Below are 13,898 nucleotides of genomic sequence, written 5' to 3'. Positions count from 1 at the left end.
GCTGGTCGCTGAGGGCGCGCGGCGCACTCGCCTTCAACGACAAGGGGGGTTGCCGAGCCGCACTTCACAATTACGATTTGCTTCTGGCAGTTCTGGCAGAAAGATTGCGGGTCCACTCGTCATCAAGTGCTCAGCAAGTATTCCGAGAATTCGAGAGACGGTATGTCGCTTCGCATTGAAGACTACGCACTCATTGGGGACTGTCAGACTGCAGCGCTCGTCGGAAATGACGGCTCCATCGACTGGCTTTGCCTTCCACGGTTTGATTCCGCAGCCTGCTTTGCCGGATTACTGGGGACACCCGAACACGGTCGCTGGCAGATCGCTCCTGTCGAAGAAGTGATCCGTGTGAAGAGACGGTATCGCCCCAAAACGTTGATCCTGGAAACGGAACTGGAGACAGCGTCGGGTATCGTGCGCCTCATTGACTTCATGCCTCCACGGACCAAAGATCCGGACCTCATGCGCATTGTCGAAGGAGTTTCCGGACGTGTCCTCATGCGATTGGAACTGGTCATCCGCTTCGACTATGGCTCGATTATCCCCTGGGTCCGGCATCTGCCCCGGGGAATTCGAGCGGTGGCTGGTCCGGATACCCTCGTCTGCTTTTCGGACGTTCCTTTGCATGGAGAAAACCTGAAAACGGTTGCTGAGTTTGTGGCAGCCGAAGGGCAGCGAACGAGGTTCTCACTGGTGTGGTCAACCACATTCTCTCCCGATCCACAGGAAACGGATGTCGAAAAAGAACTTCAAGAGACCGAGGCCTGGTGGACGGGATGGTCAGACCTGTGCCGCTATCATGGAGAATGGCGAGAAGCTGTTCAACGTTCACTCATCACGCTGAAGGCATTGACCTACGCGCCGACCGGCGGGGTCGTCGCTGCAGTGACGACCTCCTTGCCCGAGCACCTGGGCGGGGTCCGGAACTGGGACTACCGGTATTGCTGGCTCCGGGATGCGACTTTCACGCTCTACGCGCTGATGGGAGGGGGCTATATCGAAGAAGCGAAAGCCTGGCGGGAATGGTTGATCAACGCTGTTGCAGGGACACCGCATCAGATCCAGATCATGTACGGAATTGGAGGCGAACGCCGCTTAACCGAGCAACAGCTCGACTGGCTCCCCGGGTACGAAAACTCTCGCCCGGTTCGCATCGGAAATGCAGCCTACAGCCAGCATCAACTGGACGTTTACGGTGAGGTTGTCGACGCGCTGCACGTGGGGCGAAGGGCCGGACTCTCTCTGGATGAAAACGCCTGGAGGGTCGAGCGAGAACTGGTCCGGTTCCTCGAACTGGATTGGCGGAAGCCCGATGAGGGGATCTGGGAAATCCGTGGGCCGAGACAGCATTTCACCCATTCCAAGGTCATGGCCTGGGTCGCGCTGGATCGTGCGGTGGATGCGGTGGAAACGTTCGGCCTTCCGGGCGACGCCAGAAAATGGTCAAAGCTGCGGGAGGAGATCTTTCACGAAGTGTGCGAACGAGGATTCAACCGCCGCCTGAATTCCTTTGTTCAGCATTATGATTCCAACGAACCGGACGCAAGCCTTCTGATGCTCTCGCTCGTCGGATTTCTCCCTGCCACCGACCCCCGAATGATTGGCACGGTCGAGTACATTCAGCAGAGACTCGTCCGGGACGGATTCGTGGATCGGTATCGCAGCGAATCCGATGTCGATGGCTTGCCGCCGGGGGAAGGAGCGTTCCTGTTATGCACGTTCTGGCTGGCAGACAACCTGGCATTACAAGGTCGAATTCCAGAAGCGCGGGAACTGTTTCAGCGACTGCTGTCACTTCGAAATGATGTCGGCCTGCTTTCTGAGGAGTACGATGTGCACTCGCAACGACTCGTCGGGAATTTTCCTCAGGCATTCTCCCACATCGGCCTCATCAACACCGCTTTGAATCTCTCTGAGAAGGTCGGTCCTGCAGAGGACCGGGTGCATGCAACCTCCTCCGAGACCGTGCCGGAAGATCTGCTGGGGTTCGGGCCCTCGTCCGAGCCCCAACGCTGAAGACATCCACGAGGAAGGATCACTTCACGCGCATGACATCTGCGAGGCCGACCGGATGCGGATCGGAGCGGCGGGCCAATTCGACTCGGACTCACGACAGAGATGACTTCGAGTGTTCGGCGAAATTTCTTTCGCTTCAACGTATTGGACCAGAAGCATCGAGAGACTCGCAGCGATGGCCACAGAAGTCGGTTCCACGGAAACATGACTCAGATAACGCGAATCTAAACATCTGATAACGAACAGTTAACGCCTGGCTAACTGCCAAATGACTTTTATGGCGTGCATGGCGAAAGTTGGTTGTGGGTTCGGAGAGAGTTGTTAACCTCCTGCAGGCACCTGAGACTGAGTTTCAGTGTCGACCAAGAGCCTGAGGACCGAAACGTGTGCAATGCTTCAACGCCGCACATGAACAAGGTTTTGCCTCAAGGCTCCAAGGCTCCCAACGATCATTTGCCATGATCTATTAGGCCCAACCTTAGCGACGCTTGATTCCACACTACGCTTCCCAGTCGCGATCGACAGTGCAGCTTCTCAGGTCCACGCTCTTCAATCTCTTTGAAAGTGGCCATTGAAATGACTCGTCGACGTTTCGGTTTCACGCTGATTGAGCTTCTTGTTGTGATCGCGATTATCGCAGTTCTCATTGCGCTGCTCCTGCCTGCGGTGCAACAGGCACGAGAAGCGGCCCGTCGTTCACAGTGTAAGAACAATCTGAAGCAACTCGGGCTCGCTCTGCACAACTATCTGGACGCTTATACGGTTTTCCCCATGGGAGGAATCACAATGGCGGCTGGGGGATCCTACTCGCCGCAAGCCCGGCTGCTGCCATTCCTGGAAGGAGCGAATCTCGCCAATCTCATCGACTACGACTTTACCTACGATAAACAACCTGGGAATACAGCCGGAGTCAAAGTCTCTGCAGTTAAGATTCCGGTCTTTCATTGTCCGAGCGAGACGCAGATCGTGCCGACCCTGGATTCCACTGACGGCTCGGTCAAGCACTGGCCGATCTGCTACGCTGGGAACGCCGGTGAATGGCTGGTCTGGGATGCGACTTCCAAAATCATCGGCTCCGGAGCTTTCGGGCAGAACTCCCGTCTCTCCCCCCGAGATTTCACGGACGGGTTGAGCAACACCCTCATGATGTCCGAAGTCCGCGCCCGACAGCCATACCATCGGCCAGCGACCGCCCCGGGCACGCCTCCCCATGCAACAACTCCCAATGCCGCTCAAGTCACCAGCTTGATTGGGGCGTCCACCACAATCCGGACCTCTGGTCATACAGAATGGGTTGAAGGGCGTTCGCCTCACTACAGTTTCACCACCACGCTTGCGCCGAATACGAAGGTTCCCTGTGACGGCAGCTGTACCGATACTGCAGGGACAACATACACTGACGTGGATTATGTCTCCGCCTCGGAGGGCCCTGCCGTCAGTACCTGGGCCGCGATCACCAGTCGCAGCCTGCACACGGGCATCGTGCATTCACTTTTGGCAGATGGAGCCGTTCGCAGTATTTCGAGCAATATTGATCTTGGCACCTGGCGGGCCCTCGGAACCCGCTCAGGCGGCGAGACTCCCGGCGAGTTCTAAGCCCTGAAACTGGGGCGAATCACGGTCGATCAACAACGGATCAGCTTGAGCCCCTGTCTCAGGGGAGTGTGGCAGCGATTCGGGGAGATTTGTCGTTCAGGAAGCTGCCCCAGCCGAGTCGTTTCCCGGCGATTTCCAGTGGCCGAATCGAAACATCCATCCCCACGACATCGACAACGGTCGTCTTGCCTGACTTTGAACGTCAATCAAACTTTTTCTTCCCCTGCTGTCTGAAGAATGAACTGAAGCGACGCGGCTGCACGGAACCCTCTGCGTTGGTAATATGGTGATTCGGCCAGAAGCAAAGCGGGCCGGCGTCATGATATTGGCCCGGAAGAGCAGAGCGTTACGCAGGGGGGAATGTGGCATGTGTGGTTTTCACGGCAAAGTGATCACTCTGCTGGTCAAAGTGGCATTCTGCTTCACCGCGAGTCTCGCAGTCGCTGCTGAAGATCCGTTTGCATCTGCTGTTCGTCCCACGAATGCCCTCACTCCCGCTGAGGAGGAACAAGCCCTGCACGTTCCTCCGGGGTTTCGTGTTCAGCTGTTCGCATCCGAGCCGGACATTCAGAAACCCTTGAATATGGCGTTTGATTCCCGGGGACGGCTCTGGGTGAGTGGTACGGTCGATTATCCGTTTCCCAATCAGAAACAGCCCGGGGACAGCATTCGAATCCTCGAAGATACCGATGGCGATGGGCGAGCAGATCGATTCACCACATTCGTGGACAAGATCACTCATCCGATGGGGCTGCTTCCATATCGTGACGGAGTGATCGCGTATTGCATTCCTAACATCTGGTTCTTCGAGGACCGGGATGGGGATGGATGCTGCGACCATCGCGAACTGCTTTATGGACCGTTCGATTTTTCTCGTGACACTCACGGAATGACCAATGCGTTCCGACGCGGCTTCGACGGCTGGATCTATGCCTGCCATGGATTCGCCAACCATTCGGTCGTGACGGGACGGGACGGAAATACCGTCACCATGACCAGTGGGAATACCTATCGGTTCCGGCCCGACGGATCGCGGATCGAACATTTTACTCACGGCCAGATCAATCCGTTCGGAATGACGTTTGACTTCCGGGGGGACCTCTTCAATTCCGACTGCCACACGAAGCCGCTGACGCTGTTGATTCGTGAAGGCCAGTATCAGGGATTCGGACGTCAACATGACGGCCTGGGATTCGTTCCCGAAGTCATGCATCACAGCCACGGCTCGACAGCCATCGCGGGAGCGATGCAGCTCACCGACCGGCGTCTTCCCGAAAACCTGCAGGGCCAGTTTCTCGAAGGCAATGTCATGACCAGCCGTGTCAACCGGGACTCGCTGAGCTATTCAGGCTCGTCGATGACAGCGGTCGAACAGCCGGACTTTCTGGCGTCGGACGATCCCTGGTTCCGACCCGTCGATCTTCAACTCGGCCCGGACGGTGCCATCTACATCGCGGACTTCTACAACAAGATCATTGGTCACTACGAAGTGCCGCTCAACCATCCTGACCGGGATCGACATCGAGGCCGGATCTGGCGGGTCGAATATGTCGGAGCGGATCATTCCCGTTCAACTCTCGCACAGGTCGCGAATCTGCGCACAGCGAAGATGGATGAAGTCATCGCTGCCACAGGAGAGCTGAATCTCCCCAGACGCATCTGTGCGATCGATGAACTCTCGGATCGACTGGGCACCGAAGCTGTTCCTGAAGTTCGCAAAGCACTCCACGAGACTGCTGATGACACCATCAGAGTCAGTCTGCTCTGGACATTACATCGACTCTCGGTGTTGACCGAATCCGAGCTTCTCACAGCTGCCCGGTCACCAGTCGAAATTGTTCGTCTGCACGCACAGCGAATTCTGACCGAGACACCCGCGTGGAATGACGAACTGCGATCCGCTGCACTGGCCGGGCTTCGGGATGTCAGTCCATTTGTACAACGAGCTGCAGCGGAGGCACTCGGCCAGCATCCCCATGCCGATCAGTTCAGGCCACTCCTGTCACTGTGGCAGTCCTGCCCGGAATCGGATGTGATGCTCCGCTACCAGTTAAAAGTGGCACTGCGAAATCAGCTGAGACAGGAAGGTGTCTTGCAGCAGCTGCGAGCACAAGGAGTCTCTTCAGAGGAGCGCACGGCCATCGCGGAGTTCTGCCTCGGACTCGACTCTCAGGATGCTGCCAGTTTCCTGCTGTCGTCCTTCTCCGATCCGTCCTTCGTCCCGCAGAACGTGGAATCGCTTGTGGAACGGCTCGCGAAATGGGCCACGACCGATGAACAGATGCAGCTCATCGATGTTCTTCAGTCCCGCTATCGCGATGATCCTGAATTCCAGCTGCGACTTTTGCAGGCGACTCGAAAAGGGTTCCAACAGCAGAAGGTCGACTCTTCTGATCCGCTCAAGAACTGGGCCACGAGACTTGTCCGTAAGATACTGAAGACTCAAGACACCGAGAGTGGGTGGAGACTTTTGCCTGACGGATCCGGGGTGACGGCCGCTTGGGACTTTGAATTCCGTTCCAGCGTCGACAGCCCTCAACCACTGCAGCTGTTCAGCAGTCTGCCGGCGGGTGAACAGGCTGTCTCCACGTTGCGTTCACCGGACTTTGTGATTCCTCCGCAGCTGAATTTCCTCATTTGCGGTCATCTTGGATTCCCCAATGAACCGGCACGTCCGGTGAATTTTGTCCGGCTCCGACTGGTCGATTCTGATCAGGAAATCGAGCGTGCCCTTCCGCCACGGAATGATATTGCACAGCCGGTCTCCTGGAACCTGCAAAAGTACGCGGGGCAAAAAGGATATCTGGAGATTGTCGACGGCCTTGACCTGGCGGCTTACGCCTGGATTGCATTCGGTCGGCTGGAACCCGCAGTGATGACCGCTCCTCCAATCAGTGGCGTTCAAAGGCAGAAACGCCTGGCAGCAGCAGCTCTGCTGGCAGGGGAGATGGAGCTTCAAGGTGTCGCGGAGGAGCTGATCTCGCTTCTTCAGCAAGTTGACCTCAACTCAGAAACTCGCGGAGCTGCGGCGACGGCAATTGCCCGGCTGGATGGAACGCCGGAAGCTTCTGCACTGGCGGTACTGTGGCACCTCCCCGACATCTCGCCCGAGCAGCTGAAGCAGGCAGAATCCGCTCTGATTGACACATCGCTGAGAGACCAGCGTCTCAAAATCCTGAGTGAAATCACGAAAACACTGTCGACACGTTTTCAGGTGGAGATCGCTCAGGCAATGCTCTCTCGCGATGGCGGAATCGCATTGCTGTTGGAGATGTGCGAATCGAATTCCATTTCTCCGCGAGTGCTGGTCAGTTCGTCGATTCGTCCTCGCGTGGAAGCGACCCGGCAGATCGAACTCAAGCACCGCATGAAGCAGTTGCTGGAAAAACTGCCTGCCGCATCCGCCGAGAAGGATGAACGCATCAACCAGCTGAGCCAGCAGTTCGTCAATTCCACGCCAGATGCCACATTCGGCCGAAAGGTCTTTGAAAGCAAGTGTGCTGCCTGCCATCAGGTTCAAGGCGTCGGTAAGGTCATCGGACCGCAACTCGACGGCATTGGTTCCCGAGGTGCGGAACGTCTGTTCGAAGACATCCTCGATCCCAACCGCAACGTCGACCACTCATTCCGCAGCCGGACTTACTCTCTGGAGAACGGAAAGATCTACTCCGGAATTTTCCGCAGACAGGAAGGCGCGCTGATTGTCATCGCCGACAACCAGGGGAACGAACACTCCTTTGCCGAGAGTGATGTTGAAGATCAAGCGGTCTCGAACGTGTCGATCATGCCTGACAACTGGGGCGAAATCATTCCGGAAGCCGAGTTATGTGCCCTGATGGCCTTCCTGCTGGAACAGCGAAAATGACGCCCCGCAGCCTGACGCGAGTCTCACGTGAGAGTCACGTCCGGGCGTCGATCAACACGAATTTCGAACTTGCTGGCCAATCGCTGCCACACTCATCTGAGGCCGGATGCTACACGAGAGAGCACCATGGCTCTTCTTCGTACTTGTCGACGGTGGCTGGCCCCTCGAACCGTGCTGGTGAGAGGATCGCCAGGAATCGAGACGGGTGTTCAGAACGATTGAAGGTCGCGTGAACGACTCCTTTGGGAATGTGGGCCGATTCACCAGCCTTGAGAAGCCTCTTCTTCTGCCCCACCCACTGTTCCACTTCCCCATCAAGTACGTAGATGATCTCTTCTGCATGCGGATGGCAATGAAAGCGATGTCCCTGGCCTGCGGGCATGTCGGCACGGACGAGGAGGAGTTGCTCCGTATCGACCAGACCCGGACGGCAGATCCATTCGCATCGGCACCACGGAACATCTTCAATTTCAACTTCAGCTGAAGTGATAAAGCTGAGTGTCTCCGGTCGCGTCATCGGTTCAACTTCCCCTGTCAATAAAAGCTGATCACTCGGATTTCAGCTGCGCATTCACTACTGCTGCGCAGCGGGGCTCTGTGGAAGAACTTCGACAGTGATCGACATCACCACGGGGGAAGTCTGATCGTCCCCTTTGATCAGTTCGATGGCACTCAGCTCAACAGATCTCTGCGGGCGGAGTGAGAAATAGCGGATCTGTCGTCCCTCTTCGTCCGCGAACGCAAACTGCGACTTGGGCACATCAATGCGAGTATAAAAGTCGGCAATGTGCTCCCCATTGACGAGATGATGATCCTCGGTTGCCCCATCGACATATCGCAGCCGAACCGTCATCGACACGGTTTTTGACTTGTCGGCAGGAAAGCCCCAGCCAGCAATTCCACCGAGAAAATGAATCGCTGCCGCGGACCCGTGATAGGGAATTTCGACGGTCCTTGGATACCGCTTCGACAGGTTGCCATTCGGGCCGTACAGCACCACGGAGTTGGGTTTGCTGATTCCCACCGGATCGATGAAGGTGAAGGGCACCCCGAAGAGAACGCGGTTCGACCACGAGTCGAAGATCAGCCGTTCATGCAGCATCCCTTCCTGCCAGATCGGTGTCGTCGTCACGACATTCGCCACTGATTCCAATGATAACGGGACGTACTTTCCACCGGAGGTCAGATACTCCAGCAGGTCTGTCAGCTCCTCAGGTGAAATGTTTTTCTCCAGCCCTGTCGGCATGACGGATTCAGCGCGGGAGACCAGTTCCTCGATATCGCTCCTCTGCAGCAGGTGCCGCTTGGCCGCCGAGTCCAGAATTTCAATCGATGTCTGTGTTTCAGCTCCGATGAGGCCACTGAAGATCTGCCCGGACACTGTCTGAATGACCCACATTCGAAAATTCGTTTCGACCGACCGATTCGGATCGAGAATGTCCGTCAACAGCTGAGCCTTCGAACGGATGTTCATCCCGGTCAGATCCGGCCCGACCTTTCCCCCTTCTCCATCCCGGGTATGGCAGATGATGCAGTTCTTCTGAAAGACCTGACGGCCTCTGACAACGTCTCCGTGGGTTTGCGTCACAGGCAGAAGTTCTTCGATGACTTTCTTGCGGTTAGGGTCGGCAGCGGATCCTTTTGCTTCCATCAGCTGCTGGAAGCGGGTTGCAATGTCCGCATCGGTGCTCAATGCGAGTTGCTGACGCTGTCTGGCGGAAAGATCTGCGAAGTTCACCGTGCCGGCATCCAACGCTTTCAGAAGCTCGTCCGTCCAGACCTTGCGCCTGATGAGAATGTCGATCGCTTCCGCGCGGAGCTTGGGCGTCATCGACGTCCAACGACCGACCAATTGCGTGCCCAGACTTTCGTTACTGCTGCCCGAAAGAAGTTCGAGAATCCCCAGTGAAACTTCAGGCGGCTGCAGAGCGTCGACCTGAGTCATTAATGCCTCAATGACGGTTGCGTTGTCGCCAAGCTGGAAGACCTGTCTGGCAGCGTTCACTTTGACAGCAGGTTCAAGCGTGGAGTCAGACGCTCGCTGAATGAGCCGTTCTGCTGTGACCTGTGCCAGATCATCGAACAGGGAACCTTCCTTCCACCTGCGGGAAAGAGCGATCAGGAGAACCTGCTGCTCATCGGTGAGCGAGGCGATTCCTTGCCGTAACGCTTTCTCCTCGGCTTCGGAGAGTGTGACGTCGATCCCCTTGCGGGTTCCGTCGACAAGCCCTTGCAGCAACGCCGTCTTCAACCGCGCATTAATCTCGCGACCTGGAAACAGGAGCAGCAGTTCGGGAATGCCGTGAAGATCCCCTCCCTGTGCGCAGTTTGTCGCGACGATATGTATCGTCCTGACGAGATTGTCGAGTTCCTCTGCACTGGCCGTCGACAGCTGGTTGTCGTTGATGGCAGCCGCCAGGAAGGCGGTACTGTTTGCCGCTGCTGCTGCGATTGCTGCTTGACGAATCCATTCATCTCGGACGTTTTCCGGTTGCTTCAGCACACTCAGAATCTCTTGACCGAGCGCGTCACTGGGGGACATGGCCGACAAGGCCAGGAGTGCATCGCGTCGCACGAATGGTGAAGCGTGATTCAAGAGTTGAGCGTTCAGAATCGAGGTGACGGACCGCGAGGATTTCGGAAGCGCATCCAGTGCAGCTCGAATCACCGCCTGATTCGTGTGCTGCAATGCGAAGTCCAGCAGTTCGCCATGCTCTTCGTTCTCGAAGAAATTGAGGCCCTGCAGGGTCCGGAAGGCATGCAGTGCCGAGTCAACATTCTCTCCGCGTACCAGCGCCTGCAATGGATCGGCGATATCCAGCTGGTTGCGTTCGACCAGAAGTCGCTGGGCGTGGAGTCGCCATTCCATGTTGGGATGCCCCAATGCAGCGAGCAGCTGGTTCACGTCCGAGAGACTCAGGCTGCGGATTTCCGGGACAGCATTTCCGGTGGAGGATGAGTCAGGCGATTTCGTGATGCGATAAATACGGGCTCTGTCTCGATCGCGAATCGCTGTGACCCAGGCATGCCCCGCACCATGCGAGCTATGTGGTTCATCCGGTTTATTATGCAGGACGGTGAAACTGTACAGATCGAGAAACCAGACTGCTCCATCCGGCCCGGTCCGGGCGACAACCGGGGCGGTCCAGGGATCTTCACTGGCGAGGAGATTGAAACCGTCGCGGCTGACGAGACCTGCCCCTGCTGGCTGGAGCAGATTGGCATGGATGATGTTAATTGTCGGTTCGCAGACCATCATGGTGCGGTCATGATACATCTCGGGGAGTTGCGACCCGGTATACACAAAAGCGTTGCAGGCCGCCGTGAATGATCCGGCAAAGTCCCATTGGCGAGGAGGGCGGTTGATGGGGAATGTCCGATGATGGTCGGCGTTGTAGCGACTGCCGGTCCCACGCCAGCCATGCACCGCTTCGAAGTATCGATTGGGAATCCCCAGGAACCAGCTGTGATCTCGATTGGCCGTTGATGCCAGCACGTCACCAGCCGGAGTGAAGCCGAGTCCATACGTGTTGTTGCTGGTCAGGGTCATGAATTCGAACGCAGAGCCGTCTGGTTTGAAACGGAAGATCCCGCGTTGAAACTGAGCGTTTTTCCCGCCGGCTGTCACGTTCGCCCCGGCAGCACCAAGGACACCCCAAATCCAGTTGTCATGCCCGTACTGAAAATTGTTCATCTCGAAATGGGTGTCACCGCGAGTGAAGCCGGTATACAGCACTTTTCTTTCATCGGCGCGATCGTCTCCATCGAGATCGCGGAACAGAAGGATGTCCGGAGTGTTCCCGATGATCACTCCCCCTCCTCCGAAAGCGATGGCTGTGGGAATGTTCAAGCCTTCGGCAAAGATCTTTACCGTATCGGCCCGACCATCTTGATCCGTATCTTCCAGAATTTTGACGACATCGTTGCCAACCGATCCGGGCAGCACGTTATTCGGGTAGTCTGACGACTCCAGTACCCAGAGTCTCCCACGTTCATCGAACGCCATTGCCATCGGGTTCTGGATCAGTGGCTCTGAAGCGAACAGCTGGACTTCCAGGCCATCGGGCACATGCATGCGTTTGCGGGATTCTTCCGGAGAAAGCGGCTCCGGGAAATTTTCGGTCTGAGGTCCGCTGGCACTTTGCTGAACCGGGCCGGAAGCTGCGATGCTGGGCAATCCCTGCAGGCGACCGGATGCCCATAGAATGCCCTGCTCGATCAACGAGTGAAACTCGGGCCGGCGACGTGTCTGGTCATCATGGCCGAGTGCGGTGTAGAAAACGCGCCCTTTGCCCTGATCCCGCGTCCAGGTATACGGTTCCAGTCCACCATCCTGCTCGCGTGCCATCAGCACGTGGATATCGTCTGCAATCTTGTGATGAATGTAGGTTTCATCGGTCCAGTCCGTGCTGGTGAGACCATGCATGGCAGGATGCTGGGAATCGAGAATCTGGACCCGAAAGGTCCCGACGCCGTGTGATCGGAATTGCCCGCCGACAATCGCGACATAGCGATTCGAATTCTGGAAACAGAACGCTCCGCAATGCACAACAACCAGGCCGCCGCCGTTGTTGAGATACTCGACTAACGCTTCTTCCTGAGCCGGCTCGATGGAGTTGATGTTGGCATAGATCAACAGGCTGTCGTACTCCGCCAGCTTCTCAGGATTCAGATCCGAAAGCTGTTCCGTGTAATCGAGACGCACCGATCGCGGCTCCAACGCTGGCCCCAGAATCGATGCGAAATCGACAGGGCGATGATGTCCCTGATCCCCCAGGAACAACACTTTCACCGGTGCTGACTGAGCCTCTTCCGACGACCATGCTTCTCCGGGTGTGATGCCGAATATCCAGACCGCAGCGCACATCAGAACGAAACATGCCTGAGCGACCCTGCCAGCGGCGAATGTCAGCCGGTTGATTCTGTGCTGTTGACGATTGAACGTTGAAAGTTCAAGGCGGTTCCCCCGACTGGTCGCGATTCCCCCTTCGTAGTGACAGCATTTCATAATCATCGGGGAGCTACTTTTTCCGTGTAATCCGTGGTTCACTTTAGAACGCTGTTTCTGGGAACTTACGCTCCCGCGTCGACAGGTTTTGAATTGGGAGCGATCGGCCCAATCGCTCATGGGGTTTTTACTTGCAACATCTTCAGAAGCGTCCGGGCACAGGCCTGGGCGAATTCGTCAGCGTTGATGTCGCAATCGAGCTTGATCACCGGAATTTCGCTCCGCAGCTCTTCTTCAATCGAATTGAACAGTGCCGCATCCGCCTGTGGATCGTGGAACGGTCCGCCCGGGGCGCTGATGACGCTCACACCGCGCAGAGGAAGCAACACGCTGACGGGGGCGGAATAGGCGTTGATCTTACGGGCCAGGATCCGTCCCAGCTGCGTGCATTCTTCCTGGGTCGTCCGCATCAGAGTGACATGAGCATTGTGCTGGTAGAATTTCCGGCCAGCGTATTTCTCAGGGACAGTTTCCGGTTCGGAAAAATTGACCATATCCAGGCAACCGGGCACAAGAATCGCCGGAATCTTCGCTCGCGCGACTGCATCGAGGCGTTCCGAACCGGCGGTCAAGACTCCACCGACCAGTTCATCCGCCCACTCTGTTGTCGTGATGTCCAACACGCCGGCGACCATGCCACTGTCGATCACCGCTTCCATGGACCTTCCGCCGGCGCCGGTCGCTGCGAAGACCAGGACTTCATATCCCGCATCTTCCATCAATTGTCGAGCGGTCCCCACACATTTCGTGGTGTTGCCGAACATGCTGGCAACAATCAAAGGTCGAATCTCCTCCTCCGGAACAGCCGCCTCGACCATTCCGCAGATTGCTCCTGCTGCTCTGCTGAAAACAGATTTCGAGATTCGGTTTAAGCCTGCAATGTCGACGATACTCGGAATCAGAACCAGGTCGCTCGTGCCGATGTAACCAGCTGTGTTTCCGCTCGCCAGCGTCGAGACAATCAGCTTGGGAACTCCGAGTGGCAATGAACGCATGGCTGCAGAGGCGATCGCGGTTCCTCCGCCTCCTCCTAAGGAAATAGCGGCATCAATCTTTCCATCGGAATGCAGTTGACTGAGGACCACAGCGGCGGCTTCTGCCATTCCTGCAATACAAACTCCGCGATCTCCCGTCGCGATCAGCTGAGGGAGGTTAATTCCCCCCGCTTCTGCAACTTCTTCTCTACTGATATCCGGGGTGATCTGCGAGGGGGCTCCCGTTCCGGCATCAATCAAAACAGGAATGTGCCCACGGCTTCGAAGACATTCAGCGACGAAGGCGTGTTCATCCCCTTTCGTATCGAACGTTCCCAGAACTGCGATCTTGGCCATGTATTGAACGCCCTTCGCGAATCGGTCAGCTGTGAATTTTAAGTTTACAGGGCTTTTGATTAGAAATTCACAGCTTCAACCA

6 protein-coding genes are annotated in these 13,898 nt (G+C 56.6%); 3 read left to right on the top strand and 3 right to left on the bottom strand.

Features of this window, described 5'->3' with window-relative positions:
- The first annotated feature begins 162 nt into the window (after positions 1-162).
- The 3 genes from SH661x_RS13295 to SH661x_RS13285 all read left to right on the top strand — a co-directional run bounded on the left by SH661x_RS13295 (position 163) and on the right by SH661x_RS13285 (position 7,477).
- On the top strand, positions 163-2,016 hold the full coding sequence (locus SH661x_RS13295) for a glycoside hydrolase family 15 protein (protein ID WP_437222164.1): 1,854 nt from the start codon (positions 163-165) through the stop codon (positions 2,014-2,016).
- A gap of 576 nt (positions 2,017-2,592) precedes the next feature.
- On the top strand, positions 2,593-3,612 hold the full coding sequence (locus tag SH661x_RS13290) for a DUF1559 family PulG-like putative transporter (RefSeq protein WP_437222161.1): 1,020 nt from the start codon (positions 2,593-2,595) through the stop codon (positions 3,610-3,612).
- A gap of 367 nt (positions 3,613-3,979) precedes the next feature.
- On the top strand, positions 3,980-7,477 hold the full coding sequence (locus SH661x_RS13285; RefSeq protein WP_437222159.1) for a PVC-type heme-binding CxxCH protein: 3,498 nt from the start codon (positions 3,980-3,982) through the stop codon (positions 7,475-7,477).
- 109 nt (positions 7,478-7,586) lie between these two features.
- Here SH661x_RS13285 and SH661x_RS13280 read toward each other — a convergent pair whose 3' ends face one another.
- The 3 genes from SH661x_RS13280 to SH661x_RS13270 all read right to left on the bottom strand — a co-directional run bounded on the left by SH661x_RS13280 (position 7,587) and on the right by SH661x_RS13270 (position 13,816).
- A complete protein-coding gene (locus SH661x_RS13280) occupies positions 7,587-7,994 on the bottom strand; it encodes a cupin domain-containing protein (RefSeq protein WP_437222157.1) in 408 nt (135 codons plus the stop codon).
- 57 nt (positions 7,995-8,051) lie between these two features.
- Positions 8,052-12,491 (bottom strand): PVC-type heme-binding CxxCH protein, encoded by a 4,440-nt coding sequence (locus tag SH661x_RS13275; RefSeq protein ID WP_437222154.1) that lies wholly within the window; start codon positions 12,489-12,491, stop codon positions 8,052-8,054.
- A 110-nt stretch (positions 12,492-12,601) separates the two neighbouring features.
- Positions 12,602-13,816, bottom strand: coding sequence for a Tm-1-like ATP-binding domain-containing protein (locus SH661x_RS13270; RefSeq protein WP_437222151.1), 1,215 nt, complete (start codon positions 13,814-13,816; stop codon positions 12,602-12,604).
- Positions 13,817-13,898: the final 82 nt, after the last annotated feature.

This window comes from Planctomicrobium stercoris (genome assembly GCF_051465655.1).
Taxonomy (GTDB): Bacteria; Planctomycetota; Planctomycetia; order Planctomycetales; family Planctomycetaceae; genus Planctomicrobium.
The sequence above is the reverse complement of the archived record's forward strand: the minus strand, read 5'-3'. Positions and strand labels throughout refer to the sequence as shown.

Excerpts from the sequence above, each read along its gene's own strand:
- SH661x_RS13270 (WP_437222151.1), bottom strand. The coding sequence starts at position 13,816 with ATGGCCAAGATCGCAGTTCTGGGAACGTTCGATACGAAAGGGGATGAA.
- SH661x_RS13280 (WP_437222157.1), bottom strand. The coding sequence starts at position 7,994 with ATGACGCGACCGGAGACACTCAGCTTTATCACTTCAGCTGAAGTTGAA.
- SH661x_RS13275 (WP_437222154.1), bottom strand. The coding sequence starts at position 12,491 with ATGATTATGAAATGCTGTCACTACGAAGGGGGAATCGCGACCAGTCGG.
- SH661x_RS13290 (WP_437222161.1), top strand. The coding sequence starts at position 2,593 with ATGACTCGTCGACGTTTCGGTTTCACGCTGATTGAGCTTCTTGTTGTG.
- SH661x_RS13295 (WP_437222164.1), top strand. The coding sequence starts at position 163 with ATGTCGCTTCGCATTGAAGACTACGCACTCATTGGGGACTGTCAGACT.
- SH661x_RS13285 (WP_437222159.1), top strand. The coding sequence starts at position 3,980 with ATGTGTGGTTTTCACGGCAAAGTGATCACTCTGCTGGTCAAAGTGGCA.